Here is a 17,295-nt window from a genome sequence, read left to right on the forward strand (position 1 = left end):
GCGTTGCTGAATAGCCAAACATACCAACGTCCCCGGAGTTCAAATGGATACGCGCGCCTATCAACCGTTGCCTTTCGATCCCTCGTTCGAACAAATCCCCGACGACGAAGCCGAGACCACGCAGCAACTCGCCGAAGCCATGCGTAGCATCACGGAGAAGACTTACGCCGATAGCGGTCACGCAATTCGCAGCGTGCACGCGAAGAGTCACGGGCTTCTAACCGGCGAGCTGCAAGTGGTCGATGGCTTGGCGCCTGAGCTCGCACAAGGCATCTTCGCGCACGGCGGCACGTATCCGGTGGTGCTGCGTTTATCGACGAATCCCGGCGATATTCTCGATGACAAAGTCTCGACACCGCGCGGCCTCGCGCTGAAGGTGATCGGCGTGGAAGGCGCGCGCTTGCCCGGGAGCGAAGGCGATGTCACGCAAGACTTGGTGATGATCAATGCGCCCGCGTTCACGGCGGCGACGCCTAAAGCCTTCCTCGGTAACCTGAAGTTGCTCGCCAAGACCACCGACAAAATGCCCGGCACCAAGCAGGCGCTTTCGGCTGTGTTGCGCGGCACGGAAGCGGTGATCGAAAAACTCGGCGGCGAGAGCGGCACGATCAAGAGTCTTGGCGGACATCCCGAGACGCATATTCTTGGCGAAACGTTCTATACGGCCGTGCCGCACCTCTATGGTCAGTACTTCGGGAAGATCAGCGTGGCGCCGGTATCGCCGGAACTGACCGCCTTGACGGATGCACCCGTCGATCTCGACGATAAACCCAACGGCCTGCGCGAAGCCGTCAGCAATTTCTTCGCGGCCAATAGCGGCGAATGGGAAGTGCGCGTGCAGCTTGCAACGGATATCGAGAAGATGCCGATCGAAGATGCATCGAAGCGCTGGCCGGAAGATGAAAGTCCATACGTAACTGTGGCGCGGATTCGCGTGGCGCCGCAGACTTCGTGGAGCGATAGTCGCGCGGCCGCTATCGACGATGGCATGGCGTTCAGTCCTTGGCATGGGGTGCAGGCGCATCGACCGTTGGGCGGCGTGATGCGCTCGCGCAAGCCGGCTTACGAGATGTCGTCGCGCTTTCGTGGTGAGCGCAACGGCTGCCCGATGCATGAGCCGAAGGGATCGGTTGAAGCATGAAGGCTGAGATTGACGCGCGCGGCGAGTGTCGCGCGCTTCGTCAATTGATCTGCTTTTGCCAGAACGCCAGCGCGGCGCCGCAAAGCGCCACACCCATCACGAACCAGAAGCCGTCCAGCGAACTCAGAAAGCTCGCTTGCTGCGTCACCGCGCGGCCTATTTCCGCGAGCGCAAGTCCTTTTGCATCGGCGGCGTTTCGTCCCAGGGCCTCGAAGCCGCCTATCAGCCGTGCATACGTCTCCTGAAACACCGGATCGAATGGATTGACCCGCTCCACGAGCCGCGTCTGATGCACGGCCGCGCGATGCTGTTCGAGAATGATCACGGTCGCCGTGGAAAACGACACCGTCAGTTGCTTGACGATGTTCTTGAAGCGATAACCGTGGTTGAATTCCTCGATCGCGAAGATGCGGAACGTGATATTCGCCACCGGCAGCGCGATGAACAGCAGCACCATGCCGCGCAGCGTGAGCGGCGCGATGAGCCATGGCATGCTGACATCGGGCGGCATGTTCACCATCCACACGCTGACGAACGCGGAGATTAGAAAGCCCGTGCCGATCAGCCATTTCTTGTGCGCGACGCGCGCCGAGTAGCGAAAGTACAAATAAGCCGCGGCAAGCGCGACGAGCGACGTGCAGCCTGTGAGCCTGCCCGCATTCTCCACCGGATAGTGCAGCCCGCCTTCGAGAAAGCGCGAGACGAGAAAACTGAGCGTGGTGTTCACGTAATAGAACGCGATATACAACATGATGCCCACGCGAAACGGCTTCTCGCGCAACGCATGCAAGCGGATGAGCGGCCGCGGATGATGCCACTGATGCCACACGAACCAGCCGAGCGCAAAAAGTCCCGCCGCCGTGAGCATGATGAGCAGCGGCGAGCTGCTGAAGAGTTGAAAGCGCACTTGCTGCATGACGATCTGCAACGCGCCTTGCGCAAACGCGAACATGATGTACGGCCAGAAATGCGCCTCGCCGCGCGCTTCGGGTTGCACGCGTCCGCTCGACGGCACGGCGAGCAGCACGAAGAGGCCGCACGCGGCTCCCGCTATCGCCGTGCTCGTGAATAGCGCACGCCAGCCAAACGACGCGACCAGATATCCGCCGATGAGCGGCGCAAGGGCGCTGCCGAGCAAGATCATGTTGAGAAACGCGCGCGTCGCTCGCGGACGTTGCTGCGGCGTGAAGCGCATCTGAATGAGGATGCGGCACGCGCTCATCATGGGGCCGATGAAGTAGCCTTGAAAGCCGCGCGCGAGCGCCAGTTCGAACGACGATTCGCACAGTGTCGCGGCTATCGCGCCGGCGGCAAACAGAAAGAGACTTCCGCCGATATACCGCCGGTTGCCAAGCCGCTCGATCCACCATTGCTGTTGCAGGATGCCAAGCACGGACGCAACCGCGTAGGCACTCGACGCCCACACGAGTTCGTCGGTCGATGAGTTGATGCCGCCCGCGATATAGCTCGTGAAGAACGAGAAGATCGAGTTGTCGAAGTAATCGAGTCCGGTGGCAAGCGCGATGGCCCACGGAAACATGACGTCGCGAAGCGTGGCGGCGCCAAGCTTTGGTGCGGGTAAGCGTGGTAAGCGTGCTGCGGTCATTCGCCATCGACCTCTTGACTGCCTGGCTGGTTGCCTCGCTTCGTCTTTTTCTGCGCGGCCATGCGCTCCTGAAACAAGTCTTCCTTGCTTTCTCCGGCGATTCTCCGCCGCAAGTAATCAAGGTCCGCGTTGAGCTCGCCGCGCACGGCTTGCGCTTCCTTGAGCTCACGACGCACGCTGGCAATCCGCGCATCGAGCGAATCGATTTGTTGCGACAACGCCTGTTCGATCTCGCGCAGCGAATCCGGCGAAAAACCCGTGCGTCCCGCGCCGAGCGTTTCCAGCGGGCGCTTGAGGATCTCGGTAATGCCTTGCAAGGAAAAGCCAAGCGAACGCAGCCGCAGAACGCGCGCGAACTTCTCCAGATCCTGTTCGCTGTACAGCCGGTAACGTCCCTCGCTGCGGTCCGGCGTGACGAGACCGCGCTCCTCGTAATACTTCAGCGTGCGCGGCGTGACCTGAAGACGCTCGGCGGCGTCGCGAATAGTCAGAAGCGCGGGCTTCGTCGTCATGTGAATGCACTCGCGGATACGTAAACGAGCCGGATTATAAATCAACGTGTACGTTCACGTTCAGGTTGAAGCGGCCGCGCGTCTTGCTATCGAGCATAGCCAGCCTCGGGCGAAGTTCAATCGTTTCTGTAAAAAATTTCGTGAAACGGCCAAAGTGGAAATAATCGGCGAAGATCTTTCGATTTCCGACGCTTTATGCGCAAGCCGTGGTCTCTTTGAATGATAGACTTGAGCAGTTTTTCAAACCATCAGGGACGTCGCGCCCTCACGAGTTCGCCATGAATACCAACAACACCGGCAAGAAACGTTTCTCGATGATCCGCGAGTTTCATCTGGCCGACTGGTTCACGCTGGGCAACGCGGTCTGCGGCACGGGCGCGCTGTTCTCGTCAATGTCCTATCTCGACGACAACGACGTCCTCCATATCTATCTTGCGTGCGCGTTGGTATTCGCCGCGCTCGTCTTCGACGTACTCGATGGCCGTATCGCGCGCTGGCGCCAGAAGGCGTCGCTCTTGGGGAAGGAGCTCGACTCGCTCGCCGATGTGATCTCGTTCGGCGTGGCGCCGGCGGTCATCGGTTATGCGTGCGGCATGCGCGGCCTCTATGACCGCGTGATGCTCGCGTATTTCGTCGCGTGCGGCGTCTCGCGGCTTGCGCGTTATAACGTGACCACCGAGGAAATGTCGGCCGGCAGCGGCAAGGTCACGCACTTCGAAGGCACGCCCATTCCGACGTCGTTTGCCATCGTGTTGATGCTCGGCATCGCGGGCTGGTACAACGCGGTCGGCGCGAATCTCTGGTTCGGCGCGTGGGAATTCGCGGGCTTCACGCTGCATCCCTTGACGCTCGTTTATGCCGTCTCCGGCTCGTTGATGATCAGCCGTATCCGCATTCCGAAGCCCTGAGTGGCGAGCCCAGATCAGTGACCGCGCGCGGCGGTGTGTCGGCCGAGCGCGAGGTAATGCACCAACGCCACGAGCGGGAACGCCGTGGCGACCCATCCCACCAGCGTCCAGCCGCCGTGCTCGTAGAGCGGGCCCGCCAGTGCCGAGCCGCACGCGCCGCCCACGAAGATACTCGTCATATACACGGCATTCAGCCGGTTCCGGCTCGTCGCATGCAGCGCGTAGATTTCGCGCTGGCCGAGCACCATGTTCATTTGCACCGCGAAGTCGAGCACCACGCCCGTGACGACGAGCGCGCCCACGCCCCATGCCGGATGAATCAACGCCGGAAGATACGCGAGCGCCGCAAGGGCCAGCGCGATGAAGGTGGCGCGCACGGTGTGACCGGCATCGGCGAGGCGGCCGGCGATCGGCGCGGAAGTGGCGCCCATCGCGCCGATCAATGCGAACAAGCCGATCTGCGTCTGCGTCAACCCGAAGCCGCGCGTGAGCTCGACGGGTATGGCGGTCCAAAAGAGACTGAACGAAGCGAACATCAGCCCTTGATACAGCGAGCGATGACGCAGCACGGGCATCGTGCGCACGAGATGGCCGAGCGAGGCGATCAGTTCGAAGTAAGTCGCCTGATGGCTCGGCTGACGGCGCGGAATGGTGAAGGCGAGCACGCTGGTCACGACGACCATCAGCACGGCGGCCGCGCCGAACATGGCGCGCCAGCCGAAGTGGCCCGCGACCACACTGGAAATCGGCCGCGAAAGCAGGATGCCGAGTAGCAAACCGCTCATGATCGTGCCGACGACCTTGCCGCGCGACTCGTCGGGCGCGAGATGCGCGGCGAGCGGAATCAGGATCTGCACCGCGACGGATGAAAACCCCACGAGAAGCGAGATGCAGAGGAACCAGACGGGATCGTGCGAGAACGCGGCGGCCGTCAAGCTCGCGATGGAAACGAGCGCGGTCACGATCATGAGCTTACGGTTTTCGAGCAGATCGCCGAGCGGCACGATGAAGAAGAGGCCGAGCGCATAGCCTATCTGCGTCAACGAGACGATCAGACTCGCGGTGCCGCCTTTCATGTGCAGATCGGGCGCGATGAGTTCGGTGATCGGCTGCGCGTAATACAGATTCGCGACGATGGCGCCGCAACAAAACGCAAAAAGCGCGATCAGGCCGCGCGTGAGTTCGATGCGCCGCGCGCCATCGAGCCCGGACGATGCTGGTGTCGACATGGATGATCCCTGTGTGAAGCCGCAAGGATACGTGTTCGCGAAGCGGCTTGCAGGGCGCGGCGTTTTGAAAGGCGCATGCCGATGCACGTTCGATCAACCTTCGCGATGCGCTTCCGCGTGCGCATCGACCTGAAACAGATCCTCGTCGCCTGCCGCGAACCGGTATGTGCCGCGTTGCTCGCGCTTCGCCTCGTAGAGCGCCGCATCCGCGCGTTTCAGGGCGCTCTCGAACAACTCGCCGCGTCGCGCCAGCGCGATACCGACGCTCACGCCCACGCGCGCAATACCGCCATCGTCGAGTTCGTAAGGCGCCGACAGATCGCCGATGATGCGCCGTGCGAATGCCGCACCCGACGTTCGCGCAATGTAAGTCGCCACGATGGCGAACTCGTCGCCGCCGAGCCGCGCGACCAGCTCGCCGCGCCGCATCGCGTTACGCAGGCGGTCGGCGGCCTGGGTCAGCAGCTCGTCGCCCGCATTGTGGCCGTGCGTGTCGTTGACGCGCTTGAAGCCGTCGAGATCGACATACATCACCATGACCTTCTCGCGGCCCGCGCCGTTCGCCATCAGCCGTTCGGCGTGATCGCCGAGATAGCGGCGGTTGGGCAGTCCCGTGAGCGAATCGTGATGCGCCCAATGCAGAAGCCGCGCTTCCGAGCGGCGCCGCTCCGTCACGTCCTCGATGATGATCACCGCGCTGCCGTCCGGCACCGCGTTGCGGCAAAGTTCGAGTTGCCGGCCATCGGCGAGATTCAGTTCGAGCGCGCCTTGCCCGTCTTTCAGCCACAGCGCGCAACGTTCGACCAGTTGCGCACGCAAGGTCTCGCCGAACTTCGCGAGTCCCGCATGGCCGATGAAATCCGGCAACGATATGTTCAGCCGCAACATCTCGACGGTCGAGCCGAACAGTTCCGCCGCCCGTCGATTGGCGATGATCACCTTGCCTTCCGCATCGACGGTGCAAAGGCCGTGCGGCATGTGGGCGAGGGCGGCGTCGAAGCGCGCGGCGAGTTCGGCGTGACGCTGCTCCGCGATCATCAGCGCGACGAGCGTGCGATAGTGGCGGCGCACGACCGAGCCCATCGCGCCGATATATAGGAAAAGCGGCGGCACGAGCATCCAGAAACTTCCGCCCGCGAGCAGCGCGCCAAAACCGATAGGCGCCGCGCCGAGGCAAATCTGCGCGCTGACGAGATACGGCGTGCCCGCATTGCGCGATGCGATGCCGCCGAGCAATCCCGCCGTCACCATGATCGCGAGCGCGGCCAGCACGGTATCGCCGGAGATGACGCAGGCCATCGCGCCGAGTCCCAGCGCGAGACACGCAAGGAGCGCGAAGGGCGCATAGCGCGCGGCCCAGGGCTCGGGATGCGGCGCGTCCGGGCGGCTCAACGCGCGATACCGGCACACGATACCGACGCGCGCCGCGAGCAACAGCACATCGGCGCCGAGCCAGAGCACGGTCCAGAGCGCATGCAGACGCAAGAGCGCGATCGTCGCGACGAAAGCGCTGGAAAGACCGGAGAGCAGAAGCGGCCGAATGTCCTCGACGAGGGTGGATAGTAGCGACGCGCGAATGGCTGCCGTGATCGGTCCGTCCGTGGTCGAGGGCGTGGCCAGAATGGAATCGCGCAAAGACGAAGTGGCTGACATACTGAGACCGGCTAAACGTTGTAGTTGCGCGGGAGAGCGGATGAATCGCCGTTAGCGCCGGTATACGCGTTATCGGCTGCCCGGTAACGAGCTTTAGCGTGCAACGCGCGACGCATGGCTATTGTCAGTGCGCGCCGCGGGTTGCAGAATCTGCGCATCGTCGAAAGCGAGGTTCGAGCTTTCCACGCTTCATTCATCCACCGAAAGGAATTCGTTATGGCAAAGATCCTCACGCTGCATGGCGTCAATCTCAACATGTTCGGCAAGCGCGACCCCAAGCAGTACGGCACGGCCACGCTCGCGCAGATCGACGAACAGTTGCAAGCGCTCGGCAAGGAACTGGGCGTCGAGGTGGAAAGTTACCAGACCAATATCGAAGGGGAGATGTGCGCGCGCATCCACAAGGCGTTCGAAGACAAGGTGGATGCGATCATCATCAACGCGGGCGCGTGGACGCATTACAGCTACGGTATTCGCGATGCACTCGCCATTCTCACCGTGCCTATCGTCGAAGTGCACATGTCGCATGTGCATGCACGCGAGGAGTTCCGTCACAAGTCGGTATTCGCGGAAGTCGCGAAGGGGCAGATTTCCGGCTTCGGCGTGGACAGCTATCTGCTCGGCTTGCGCGCGGCGGTGGCGGCAATCAAATAATTCATCGGCAGCGGCCGTTTGTCGGGCGACAACGGCCTGCCGTATTCGGACGCGGTACTTCGGGACCGCGCTACTTCAGGCCGTGTGGCTGAAATCCTTGATGCGCTCGGCAAGCGTGCGTTGGTCACGACGCACGCGCGCCGGCTTCATTTGCTGCGCCGCCGAGCCGCGGATGAACAGCACCGCGCAGATCGCGCAAATCGCCCACACAGTTGCGATGATCGTCAGGTAGTTCATGTTCTCTTCCAGATTCTTTGGGCTTGCGCGTCTAATTCCCTGATCGCGGACGGCTTCCACATGGAGCCGCCGCGCTTCTCTTTGGTGCTTAAATTTTCGATGCCGGTAGCGCGAGCAATCGGCCGATGGTCAGTTGCGCCAGTTCTTTCTGTTCGGTGATGGAGACCGCGTCTTGCGCCGAGGCGTCGCGTCCGGCGAGCAGCTTGCCCGCGAGGCGCATGATGTTTTCCGACGCCGCCTGCAGCGTGCTCAAGAGTTCCGCTTCCGAATCCGCTTTCGAACCGATTACGCGATGCGGTGCCGCGTTGCCTTCCATCGTCTGAAACATGTCGACTTCCCCGTTGAGTGCATGAGATGAATTTTGCGGTCGCGGATGCCGAATCAATCCTCCGAACAAGCCCTGATTCCGGCCTCAAATCGTTTGCGCGGTAGGCCTAAAGTTGCCGGGAACGGCGAGCAAGGTCCGCCCGATAAGGCTCCGCGGCGGCCAGGCGGTAGAATCGCGTTTCGTCCGCTTCGCTGGTCAAAACGATAAAAGCAACGTTTGCGTGTCATTCGGACAAAAAAACAACAGTGGGCCGCTTTGCGGCTCAAAAGAACCCTAGGGGTTTTCGCGCAGTTCAGGCAGGCATCGACATGGCTTCAGGCACTTCACAGACAGAACAGGCAGTACAGGCATCGCAGACGACACTCCGCCGAGGACTCAAGAGCCGGCATATCCAGTTGATCGCGCTTGGCGGCGCAATTGGCACCGGGCTCTTTTTGGGTGTCGCGCAGACCATCCGGCTCGCGGGGCCGTCCGTGCTGCTCGGCTATGCCATCGCCGGGCTGGCGGCGTTTTTCATCATGCGGCAGTTGGGCGAGATGGTCGTCGATGAACCGGTGGCCGGCTCGTTCAGCCATTTCGCTGCACGTTATTGGGGCAACGCGGCGGGCTTCATCTCCGGCTGGAACTATTGGGCGGTCTACATTCTCGTGAGCATGGCGGAGCTGTCGGCCATCGGCATCTACATGCAGTATTGGTGGCCGATGCTGCCCGCGTGGGTGTCGGCGCTCGTGTGCTTCGCGCTCGTCAACGCCATCAATCTGACGAGCGTGAAGTCATACGGCGAGATGGAGTTTTGGTTCGCCATCGTGAAGGTCGCGGCCATCGTCGGCATGATCCTGTTTGGCGCGTATCTGCTGATCTCGGGTCACGCGGGGCCGCAAGCGAGCGTCACCAACCTGTGGAAGCTCGGCGGCTTTTTTCCCTATGGCGTGAGCGGGCTCGTCATGTCCATGGCCGTCATCATGTTTTCGTTCGGCGGGCTCGAACTCGTCGGCATCACGGCAGCGGAAGCGGAAGACCCGTCGCGCAGCATTCCGCGCGCGACCAATCAGGTCATCTATCGCATTCTCATCTTCTATATCGGCGCGCTTGGCGTGCTGCTTTCGCTGTATCCGTGGGACAAGGTCGTGACGGGCGGCAGTCCGTTCGTGTTGATCTTCCGCGAGATGAACAGCGGCCTCGTCGCGAACGTGCTCAATGTGATCGTGCTGACGGCCGCGCTCTCGGTCTATAACAGCGGCGTCTATGCCAACAGCCGCATGCTTTACGGTCTCGCGCAGCAAGGCAATGCGCCGCGCGCCCTGTTGCGGGTGAGCGCGCGCGGCATTCCGCTCGTTGCGCTCGGCGTGTCGGCGCTCGTCACGGCGGCTTGCGTGCTCATCAATTACTTCATTCCGGGACGCGCCTTCGAATTGCTGATGGGTCTCGCGGTATCCGCGCTCGTCATCAACTGGGCGATGATCAGCATCATCCATCTGAAGTTCCGCGCTAGGAAGCGCGCGAGCGGCTCGGTGACGGCGTTCCCGAGCCTCGGCTATCCGCTCACGAACTATCTGTGTCTTGCATTCGTCGCGGGCATAGTCTGGGTGATGTTCGAGACGCCGGGCTTGCGGCTCTCCGTCTGGCTGATCCCGATCTGGCTGGCCGTTCTCGGAATCGGCTACTATCTCGGAAAAAGGAACGGCAGCGCGGGCCAATCGCGCCGCGCGCCGACTCGCTGAACTCCCGTCCCGAAGTCCTGAAACCACCACCATGTTCGAACATATCGATGCCTACCCCGGCGACCCGATTCTCACGCTGAACGAAAACTTTCAGAAGGACCCGCGCACCGACAAGGTCAATCTGAGTATCGGCATCTATTTCGACGATGCCGGCCGCCTTCCCGTGATGCAAGCCGTGCGCGAAGCCGAGCTTTCGCTCTTGCAGGAACTCGGCCCGAAGCCGTATCTGCCGATGGCCGGTTTCGCGCATTATCGCGATGCCGTGCAGACGCTCGTTTTTGGCGCCGAGAGCGCACCGCGTGCCGACGGACGCATTGCGAGCGTGCAGACGCTCGGTGGTTCGGGCGCGTTGAAAGTGGGCGCGGATTTCATCCGTCGTTACTTTCCGGACACGAAGGTGTGGGTAAGCGATCCGACGTGGGAGAACCACCGTTTCATCTTCGAGCGCGCGGGCTTCGAAGTGAACACATATCCCTACTACGACGAAGCAACCGGCGGGCTGTTGTTCGATGCCATGCTGGACGCCATCGACAAGCTGCCTGCAAAGAGCGTCGTGCTGCTGCATGCGTGCTGTCATAACCCGACAGGCGTCGATCTAGACGAAGCGCAGTGGGTGAAGGTCATCGACGTACTGCAAAAGCGCGACTTGCTGCCCTTCGTCGACATGGCGTATCAGGGCTTCGGCGCAGGGCTCGACGCCGATGCCTTCGCGGTGCGCGAGATTGCGCGGCGCGGCGTGCCGGCGTTCGTCGCCAACTCGTTCTCGAAGAATTTCTCGCTGTACGGCGAGCGCTGTGGCGGTCTGCATGTCGTGTGCGACGATGCCGCCGAAGCCGATCGCGTGCTCGGTCAATTGACGAGCGCGGTGCGCGCGAACTACAGTAATCCGCCGACGCACGGCGCGAAGATCGTGACCAAGGTGCTGAACACGCCGGAACTCGCGCAATCGTGGCGCGAGGAACTGGCGGCGATGTGTCAGCGCATCGCGCGTATGCGGCACGCGATTCACGACGGCCTGCGCGAGCATGTACGCGGCGAGGCGCTTGCGCGTTATATCAAGCAACGCGGCATGTTCACGTACACCGGCTTGCAGGCGGAGCAAGTGGACCGTCTGCGCGAGGAGTTCGGCGTATATATCTTGCGCTCCGGCCGCATGTGCGTCGCGGGCCTGAACGACAGCAACGTGCAGGTGGTGGCGGACTCCATCGGCAAGGTGCTGGCGCGCTAGTCATAAAGCGGGACACGAGAGCACGCTCTGCGAAGGCAGCGTGCCCGGTCCCGCATCCACCTTCGAACCGCGCGGCGGCGTCGCAACGAGCCGCACGCTGTTCTCTCCCGCATTCGAGAGCACGTACTGCTCGGGACGTCCATCGGGCTGCCAGTACACGCGATACACCGCATCGTCTCGATAGACGTGCAGCGCGCCGTGTATCGTCTCGTCGCCGCGTTTCAGATTCCCGCTTTCGCCTTCGCGCAGCGCGAATGAGCTGCCCGCCGCGCCTTCGAGTGTGCCGCATGGCGCGGCTTCGGCGCTGCTAGCCGCGACAGCGCGAAGCATCAACGCCATCGCGCATAGCGAAATCACACGAATGTTCATTAGTATCGGCCTCGTTCGATAAAGGGCTGCGCCCCACACTCCGCGCGCGTTTTGCCCGACGTTCCCGCGCGCGTGTGCTACCTTGAATGAAGCAGCGTTCAGTCCCGGAGGGCCGCCATGTCAGTGATCGCACCGGACGAGAAAGCGGAGTTTCTTGCGATTCTCGCGCGCCACCGTTTCACCGAGGGCGATTTCCTCGTGACCGAAGCAGGCGCGTCGGATGTCGTCGACGACGTCTATCCATTGCAGGGCTATGTAACGATCGTGCGGCGATCCACTTCGAAGGAACGCGAATATCGCATCGGGCATGGCTCCCACTGGACCGTTGCCTTCGAGAAGGATCTGAACAAGCGCGTGTTCGGCTGAGGCGGGCACGCGATATCGGGCACGATGACATCCTTGAAGCGGAGCACGCGATGAGACCGACCGATTTTGCCTCGTTCAAAGCGCATGTCGCCATGTTGTTGCGCGACCTGCCGCGCGGCATGACCGCTGATTTCAACGACGTGGCCGTGGCTTACTGGAACGGCAAGCAAGTGATGGGCGCGTACCTGCGCGATAACGGGCGTATCGACGAAGACTTCGATTTCGACGAGAACGCGTGGGGCGTGTGGTGCGACGAGTTCCTCGCGTGGCTCGACGCGCCGCGCTTCTCCGAACGAAGCGATCTGAAAGCTGCATTACTCGCCGATCTCCCCATGGCCAACGTTCTTCTCGGACGCTGGCCGCGCGCTCTGGCTTGAGCCGTTGCAAGGTGTCGTCACGGCACGCGAATTGCTACCCTCCCCCGGTTCACCATGTCCGAACCACGGCCGCAGGACGGCTGTGTTCCGCCATTCATCATCACGGAGGGTAGCAGTATGGCTGGCACCGGAAGACTTCATCCGCTCACGTTCGTCACGGCCGTCGGGTTCATCATCATCGGCGCGGTGCTTGCGGCCGGTGGTGCTTACCTCGTGACCTTGCAAGGATCGTGGTACTACGTAATCGCGGGCGCGGCCATCGTACTGACCGGCCTTTTGCTGTTGATACGGCGGCGCTCCGCGCTCTTGCTGTTTGCAATTTTCCTGTTTGCCTCGACGATCTGGGCCGTCTTCGAAGTCAAGTTCGATTTCTGGCAACTCATGCCGCGTCTCTGGATTTGGCTGCTGCTCGCACTGTGGCTGCTAATTCCGTTCGTGCATCGCGGCGCGCTGTTCGGGCCGCCTTCGACTGCACGCGCCGCCCGCGTGCCGCTGGCCGCTGCCGTCATCCTCACGCTGTTGCTCGGTGCAGGCACGTACTTTCAGGACTTCCATGACCGTCCGGGACGTATCGATGTCAACGTAGCCGCCGATCCGAATCAGGCCGATCTGAACGCCGGCACCGGACGCGCGGCAAGCGACTGGACCGATTACGGCGGCTCGCCGCTGGCGCAACGGTATGTGCCGATCGCGCAGATCACGCCCGAGAACGCGCATCAGCTGAAAGTGGCGTGGACGTTTCGTACCGGCGACATGCCCGGCCCCGACGATCCCACGGAGACGACGGACGAGAACACGCCGATCAAGGTCGGCAACACCATTTTTCTGTGCACGCCGCATAGCAAGGTGATCGCGCTCGATGCCGCGACGGGTGCGGAACGCTGGCGCTTCGATCCGCAGATTCAAAGTCCCATCGGCTTCAAACACTGGGAGCACATGACTTGCCGGGGCGTCGCTTATTACGATGCGGCAATGCACGTGGGTCCGCCCTCCGCCGCCGATGCGGCTGCTTCCGCTTCCGCTTCCGCGCCAGCGCTCGACGCGAGCGCATCCGCGCCCGCGGCTTCGACGGATACGACGGCTTCCGACGCCACCGCTTCGGCCAGCGCCTCCGCGCCCGCCGAAGCATCCGCGCCCGGCGCACCGGCCGCACCCGTAGCCGTTGCTCAAACCGCCGCCACCGGAGAGTGCTCGCGCCGTCTCTTTCTGCCGACCGCCGACGCCCGGCTCTTTGCGCTCGACGCCGATACCGGCAAGCCCTGCACGAACTTCGGCAAGAACGGCGCGATCGATCTGCGTTTGAACATCGGACCGTTCACGCCCGGCGGCTATTACTCCACCTCGCCACCCGCTGTGGTGCGCAATCTGGTAATCGTCGGCGGTCACGTGACGGACAACGAATCGAACAACGAACCTTCTGGCGTGATCCGCGCGTTCGACGTGAACGACGGCCATCTGGTCTGGAACTGGGACTCGGGTAATCCGGACGCCACCGAACCCATCGCGCCGGGCGGCACCTACGTGCGCAACTCGCCCAACATGTGGTCGATGTTCAGCGTCGACGAAAAGCGCGGGCTCATCTATCTGCCGATGGGCAACCAAACGCCCGATCAGTGGGGCGGACAGCGCACGCCGCAAGCCGAGCGCTTCGCGGCAGGCCTGGTCGCGCTGGATGCGTTCACGGGCAAGCTGCGCTGGAACTACCAGTTCACGCACCACGATCTGTGGGACATGGATGTGGGCGGTCAACCGACGCTCGTCGATTTGCAGACGGCGGAGGGCACGCAACCGGCGGTGATTGCATCGACGAAACAGGGCAGCATTTACGTGCTGAACCGCGAGACCGGCAAGCCGATCGTGCCCATTACCGAGACGCCGGTGCCGCAAGGCGCTGCGCGTGGCGACCACACCGCGCCGACGCAGGCGGTTTCCGCGCTCAACTTCAATCCGCCGCGCGTGCGCGAGGCCGACATGTGGGGCACGACGCCGTTCGATCAGCTCTGGTGCCGTATCAAGTTCAAGAGTCTGCGTTACGAAGGCCCGTTCACGCCGCCGTCCGAGCAGGGCACGCTCGTGTTTCCGGGTAACTTCGGCGTGTTCGACTGGGGCGGCGTGTCGGTCGATCCGGTGCGGCAGATCCTCATCGCGAATCCGGACTACATGGCGTTCGTGTCGAAACTGATTCCGCGCGAGAAGCTCGACGCGCAGCAAGGGGAAAAGAAGGGCAGCGAGACGAGCGGTATCAAGCAGGCGCGCGGCACGCCGTTCGCTTATGAAATCAGCGCGTTTCTTTCGCCGCTCGGCATTCCGTGTCAGGCGCCGCCGTGGGGTTACGTGGCGGGCGTGGATCTGCGCACGGGCGGGATTGCGTGGCAGCACAAGAACGGCACGATCCGCGATAGCGCGCCGCTGCCCATTCCGATGCCGCTCGGCGTGCCAAGCCTCGGCGGAACGATGGTCACGGCAGGCGGCGTGGCGTTCCTCACCGGTACGCTCGACCAGTACGTGCGCGCCTACGACGTGCGCGATGGCCACAAACTGTGGGAAGCGCGTCTGCCCGCGGGCGGCCAGGCGACGCCGATGAGTTACGCCGATGCCAGCGGCAAGCAATACGTGCTGGTCACGGCTGGCGGCCACGGTTCGCTCGGCACGAAAGCCGGCGACTACGTGATTGCCTACACGCTGCAGTAACGCAAACGGTAAGCGAAAAAAAGGAACGGCGGGCAATTGCCCGCCGTTCCTTTTTCAACCTGCGCGACAGCATGATCGCCGCCGCGAGTAGAGCGACTCAAGCCGCGCGCCGATAGGCATCGGCCATGAGCTTGCTGACTTTCGCGCGTGTCTTGAGCGCGTCCAGAAAAGCGGCGCGCACGGTCTTGGCAATGGCGAAAACAAACGAACTTGAGGTAACGGCGATGACGGCCATGACTAAACTCCCTTGAAAATGAACGACCTAGGGTAACTAACTAGGTAATAACCCTATATTAGCATGTTATGACGCAGTGCAACAAGTTGCTTTCGATATTTCCAAAAGTGTGGTTTGCGTGCAAGCTGAAGGGCATAGGCCGCATGTGATGGAAGTGGAATCCAAATTGCTCCAATGCAGGGCAAAACCGACTGATTACGCCGTTCTTCCAGAAGGGAGGATGTATGAAAGGGGATCGCTCGAGCCGTGCCGGCGCGTTGCCGTGGCTGTGTAGCGCAGTAATCGTGTCGGCCATCATTGGCGGATGCAGCGGGGGAGGCGGTTCCAGTTCGACTCCGGCGGCAGGCAGCAGCGCGCCGGCGTCGAATCCTTCGACGGCTTCAAGTCCGTCAGCGGCGTCGACTCCGTCAGGCGCGTCGAGTCCCGCGGGCGCTTCGAGCCCTTCAGGCGCATCGGACGCATCCGGCGCTTCGGGGTCTTCGGGGTCTTCGGGCGGAGCGGGCGGGGGCACCGTCGTTGCCCCTGTCGCCCATCCGATGGACGTTGCGACCTATCACAACGACATCGGCCGCACGGGCCAGCAACTCGCGGAAACGAAGCTCACGCCCGCGAACGTCAATTCGACGACCTTCGGCAAGCTCAACGTGCTTGCGGCGGACGGACCCGTGGACGCGGAACCGCTCTTCCTGACGAGCGTGGCAATCGCGGGCGGCACGCACAACGTGCTCTACGTCGCCACCGAAAACGCCAGTGTCTACGCGTTCGACGCCGACACCGGCGCGATCCTGTGGAAATCGTCGACGTTAGGCGCAGGCGAAACACCGAGCGACGACCATGGCTGCGGCCAGATCACGCCGACTATCGGCATTACGGCGACGCCGGTCATCGACCGCACGCGCGGCCCGAATGGCGCGATCTACGTGGTCGGCATGTCGAAAGACACGTCGGGCAAGTATCACCAGCGCATTCACGCGCTCGACATCACGACAGGTGCGGAACTTTTCAACGGTCCGACCGAAATTGCCGCGTCGTATCCCGGCACGGGCGCGGGCAGCGCGAATGGCCGCGTGAGCTTCGATCCCGGCCAGTACGCCGAGCGCGCTTCGCTGTTGCTGCAAAACGGCGTGGTCTATACCGCGTGGACATCGCATTGCGACATCATGCCGTACACCGGTTGGGTGATCGGCTATAACGCCAGCACGCTGCAGCAGGCAAACGTGCTCAATCTCACGCCGAACGGCCAGATGGGCGCGATCTGGATGAGCGGCGCGGGCCTCGCGTCGGACGGCACGTCAATCTATTTCCTCGATGCCAACGGCACTTTCGACGCCACGCTCGACGGCAACGGCATGCCGATTCATGGCAATTTCGGCAACGGCTTTCTGAAACTCGGGACTTCGCCCGCCCTCGCCGTCACCGATTATTTCCAGCCGTCGAACACGGTGAACGAATCGGCAGCCGATGAAGATCTGGGTTCGGGCGGCGCGCTCGTATTGCCCGATCTCGTCGATGCGGGCGGCACGACGCATCATCTCGCGCTCGGCGCGGGCAAGACATCGACGATCTACGTGGTCAATCGCGACGCGATGGGTAAGTTCGATTCGAATGCGGATCACATCTATCAGGAGATCGTCGGGCAGATTCGCGGCCCGATGTTCGCCATGCCCGCGTACTTCAACAACACCGTTTATTTCGGCTCGATTGGCGACAGCATCAAGGCGTTCGGCATCGCGAACGCCGCCTTGTCCACGACGCCGACGAGCCAGACCGCGAACAGTTTCGGCTCGCCGGGCGCCACGCCGAGCGTGTCTGCGAACGGCGCGGCGAACGGCATCGTGTGGGCGGTGGAGAATGGCACCATCGCCGTGCTGCACGCCTACGACGCCAGCAATCTCGCGCGCGAGCTTTACAACAGCAATCAGGCGGCGGGCGCGCGCGATCAGTTCGGGCAGGGCAACAAGTTCATTACGCCGATGATCGCGAACGGCAAGGTCTATGTGGGGACGCGCAACGGCGTGGGCGTGTTCGGTTTGCGGTGAT

At 62.5% G+C, this 17,295-nt stretch carries 17 protein-coding genes; 9 read left to right on the plus strand and 8 right to left on the minus strand.

The features are described 5' to 3' along the window. The first annotated feature begins 43 nt into the window (after nucleotides 1–43). Entirely contained in the window at nucleotides 44–1,141 is a 1,098-nt protein-coding gene (locus NCR98_RS29160) for a catalase family protein (RefSeq protein ID WP_250528097.1), read from the plus strand. Between the two features lie 40 nt (nucleotides 1,142–1,181). Here NCR98_RS29160 and NCR98_RS29165 read toward each other — a convergent pair whose 3' ends face one another. Together NCR98_RS29165 and NCR98_RS29170 are read right to left on the minus strand one after the other, a co-directional pair. Continuing rightward, the gene (locus NCR98_RS29165) at nucleotides 1,182–2,747 is read right to left on the minus strand and encodes an MFS transporter (protein ID WP_350029532.1); all 1,566 of its coding nucleotides are present in this window, start codon (nucleotides 2,745–2,747) and stop codon (nucleotides 1,182–1,184) included. Further along, the gene (locus NCR98_RS29170) at nucleotides 2,744–3,259 is read right to left on the minus strand and encodes a MerR family transcriptional regulator (RefSeq protein WP_250469153.1); all 516 of its coding nucleotides are present in this window, start codon (nucleotides 3,257–3,259) and stop codon (nucleotides 2,744–2,746) included. The genes NCR98_RS29165 and NCR98_RS29170 overlap by 4 nt, the downstream gene beginning before the upstream one ends. A 278-nt stretch (nucleotides 3,260–3,537) precedes the next feature. On the opposite strand from NCR98_RS29170, the gene pssA reads away from it, so the two are divergent. Next, nucleotides 3,538–4,167, plus strand: a complete 630-nt coding sequence (gene pssA / locus NCR98_RS29175) for a CDP-diacylglycerol--serine O-phosphatidyltransferase (RefSeq protein WP_244830987.1) — start codon at nucleotides 3,538–3,540, stop codon at nucleotides 4,165–4,167. 14 nt (nucleotides 4,168–4,181) lie between these two features. Here the strand turns inward: pssA and NCR98_RS29180 are convergent, their stop codons facing one another. Both NCR98_RS29180 and NCR98_RS29185 read right to left on the minus strand, forming a co-directional pair. Beyond that, a complete protein-coding gene (locus NCR98_RS29180) occupies nucleotides 4,182–5,396 on the minus strand; it encodes an MFS transporter (protein ID WP_250528098.1) in 1,215 nt (404 codons plus the stop codon). 93 nt (nucleotides 5,397–5,489) lie between these two features. Continuing rightward, nucleotides 5,490–7,049, minus strand: a complete 1,560-nt coding sequence (locus tag NCR98_RS29185) for a sensor domain-containing diguanylate cyclase (RefSeq protein WP_244830985.1) — start codon at nucleotides 7,047–7,049, stop codon at nucleotides 5,490–5,492. 216 nt (nucleotides 7,050–7,265) lie between these two features. On the opposite strand from NCR98_RS29185, the gene aroQ reads away from it, so the two are divergent. Then, nucleotides 7,266–7,703: a type II 3-dehydroquinate dehydratase gene (gene aroQ, locus NCR98_RS29190; RefSeq protein ID WP_244830984.1), complete on the plus strand. Its 438-nt coding sequence runs from the start codon at nucleotides 7,266–7,268 to the stop codon at nucleotides 7,701–7,703. A 75-nt stretch (nucleotides 7,704–7,778) separates the two neighbouring features. Here aroQ and NCR98_RS29195 read toward each other — a convergent pair whose 3' ends face one another. Continuing rightward, nucleotides 7,779–7,940 (minus strand): hypothetical protein, encoded by a 162-nt coding sequence (locus tag NCR98_RS29195; RefSeq protein ID WP_250469165.1) that lies wholly within the window; start codon nucleotides 7,938–7,940, stop codon nucleotides 7,779–7,781. Nucleotides 7,941–8,028: 88 nt separating this feature from the next. Next, nucleotides 8,029–8,268, minus strand: a complete 240-nt coding sequence (locus NCR98_RS29200; RefSeq protein WP_250469167.1) for a hypothetical protein — start codon at nucleotides 8,266–8,268, stop codon at nucleotides 8,029–8,031. 308 nt (nucleotides 8,269–8,576) lie between these two features. On the opposite strand from NCR98_RS29200, the gene NCR98_RS29205 reads away from it, so the two are divergent. Both NCR98_RS29205 and NCR98_RS29210 read left to right on the plus strand, forming a co-directional pair. Further along, the gene (locus NCR98_RS29205) at nucleotides 8,577–9,989 is read left to right on the plus strand and encodes an amino acid permease (protein ID WP_250469169.1); all 1,413 of its coding nucleotides are present in this window, start codon (nucleotides 8,577–8,579) and stop codon (nucleotides 9,987–9,989) included. Nucleotides 9,990–10,020: 31 nt separating this feature from the next. Continuing rightward, on the plus strand, nucleotides 10,021–11,217 hold the full coding sequence (locus tag NCR98_RS29210) for an amino acid aminotransferase (protein WP_250469171.1): 1,197 nt from the start codon (nucleotides 10,021–10,023) through the stop codon (nucleotides 11,215–11,217). Here the strand turns inward: NCR98_RS29210 and NCR98_RS29215 are convergent, their stop codons facing one another. Then, nucleotides 11,218–11,586 carry a hypothetical protein gene (locus NCR98_RS29215; RefSeq protein WP_250528099.1) on the minus strand — a complete coding sequence of 123 codons (369 nt, stop codon included), beginning with the start codon at nucleotides 11,584–11,586 and terminating at the stop codon, nucleotides 11,218–11,220. It lies immediately after the preceding gene. Between the two features lie 117 nt (nucleotides 11,587–11,703). Here NCR98_RS29215 and NCR98_RS29220 point away from each other — a divergent pair, with 117 nt between their 5' ends. From NCR98_RS29220 to NCR98_RS29230, 3 genes are all read left to right on the plus strand, one after another. Continuing rightward, a complete protein-coding gene (locus tag NCR98_RS29220) occupies nucleotides 11,704–11,952 on the plus strand; it encodes a hypothetical protein (protein WP_244830978.1) in 249 nt (82 codons plus the stop codon). Nucleotides 11,953–12,002: 50 nt separating this feature from the next. Further along, complete coding sequence (locus NCR98_RS29225) at nucleotides 12,003–12,329, plus strand: hypothetical protein (RefSeq protein ID WP_250528100.1); 327 nt, start codon at nucleotides 12,003–12,005, stop codon at nucleotides 12,327–12,329. A gap of 117 nt (nucleotides 12,330–12,446) precedes the next feature. Then, a complete protein-coding gene (locus NCR98_RS29230) occupies nucleotides 12,447–15,020 on the plus strand; it encodes a glucose/quinate/shikimate family membrane-bound PQQ-dependent dehydrogenase (RefSeq protein ID WP_250528101.1) in 2,574 nt (857 codons plus the stop codon). 97 nt (nucleotides 15,021–15,117) lie between these two features. On the opposite strand, the gene NCR98_RS29235 is transcribed toward NCR98_RS29230, so the two are convergent. Further along, nucleotides 15,118–15,255 (minus strand): hypothetical protein, encoded by a 138-nt coding sequence (locus NCR98_RS29235; protein ID WP_244830975.1) that lies wholly within the window; start codon nucleotides 15,253–15,255, stop codon nucleotides 15,118–15,120. Nucleotides 15,256–15,791: 536 nt separating this feature from the next. Here NCR98_RS29235 and NCR98_RS29240 point away from each other — a divergent pair. Next, a complete protein-coding gene (locus NCR98_RS29240; protein ID WP_250510936.1) occupies nucleotides 15,792–17,294 on the plus strand; it encodes a PQQ-binding-like beta-propeller repeat protein in 1,503 nt (500 codons plus the stop codon). Nucleotide 17,295: the final 1 nt, after the last annotated feature.

It is taken from the genome of Caballeronia sp. GAWG2-1, assembly GCF_023631405.1.
Lineage (GTDB): Bacteria > Pseudomonadota > Gammaproteobacteria > Burkholderiales > Burkholderiaceae > Caballeronia.

Bases quoted from the DNA above. Each gene is read 5' to 3' on its own strand.
- NCR98_RS29160 (WP_250528097.1), top strand. From the start codon at position 44: ATGGATACGCGCGCCTATCAACCGTTGCCTTTCGATCCCTCGTTCGAA.
- NCR98_RS29165 (WP_350029532.1), bottom strand. From the start codon at position 2,747: ATGACCGCAGCACGCTTACCACGCTTACCCGCACCAAAGCTTGGCGCC.
- NCR98_RS29170 (WP_250469153.1), bottom strand. From the start codon at position 3,259: ATGACGACGAAGCCCGCGCTTCTGACTATTCGCGACGCCGCCGAGCGT.
- pssA (WP_244830987.1), top strand. From the start codon at position 3,538: ATGAATACCAACAACACCGGCAAGAAACGTTTCTCGATGATCCGCGAG.
- NCR98_RS29180 (WP_250528098.1), bottom strand. From the start codon at position 5,396: ATGTCGACACCAGCATCGTCCGGGCTCGATGGCGCGCGGCGCATCGAA.
- NCR98_RS29185 (WP_244830985.1), bottom strand. From the start codon at position 7,049: ATGTCAGCCACTTCGTCTTTGCGCGATTCCATTCTGGCCACGCCCTCG.
- aroQ (WP_244830984.1), top strand. From the start codon at position 7,266: ATGGCAAAGATCCTCACGCTGCATGGCGTCAATCTCAACATGTTCGGC.
- NCR98_RS29195 (WP_250469165.1), bottom strand. From the start codon at position 7,940: ATGAACTACCTGACGATCATCGCAACTGTGTGGGCGATTTGCGCGATC.
- NCR98_RS29200 (WP_250469167.1), bottom strand. From the start codon at position 8,268: ATGTTTCAGACGATGGAAGGCAACGCGGCACCGCATCGCGTAATCGGT.
- NCR98_RS29205 (WP_250469169.1), top strand. From the start codon at position 8,577: ATGGCTTCAGGCACTTCACAGACAGAACAGGCAGTACAGGCATCGCAG.
- NCR98_RS29210 (WP_250469171.1), top strand. From the start codon at position 10,021: ATGTTCGAACATATCGATGCCTACCCCGGCGACCCGATTCTCACGCTG.
- NCR98_RS29215 (WP_250528099.1), bottom strand. From the start codon at position 11,586: ATGAACATTCGTGTGATTTCGCTATGCGCGATGGCGTTGATGCTTCGC.
- NCR98_RS29220 (WP_244830978.1), top strand. From the start codon at position 11,704: ATGTCAGTGATCGCACCGGACGAGAAAGCGGAGTTTCTTGCGATTCTC.
- NCR98_RS29225 (WP_250528100.1), top strand. From the start codon at position 12,003: ATGAGACCGACCGATTTTGCCTCGTTCAAAGCGCATGTCGCCATGTTG.
- NCR98_RS29230 (WP_250528101.1), top strand. From the start codon at position 12,447: ATGGCTGGCACCGGAAGACTTCATCCGCTCACGTTCGTCACGGCCGTC.
- NCR98_RS29235 (WP_244830975.1), bottom strand. From the start codon at position 15,255: ATGGCCGTCATCGCCGTTACCTCAAGTTCGTTTGTTTTCGCCATTGCC.
- NCR98_RS29240 (WP_250510936.1), top strand. From the start codon at position 15,792: ATGGACGTTGCGACCTATCACAACGACATCGGCCGCACGGGCCAGCAA.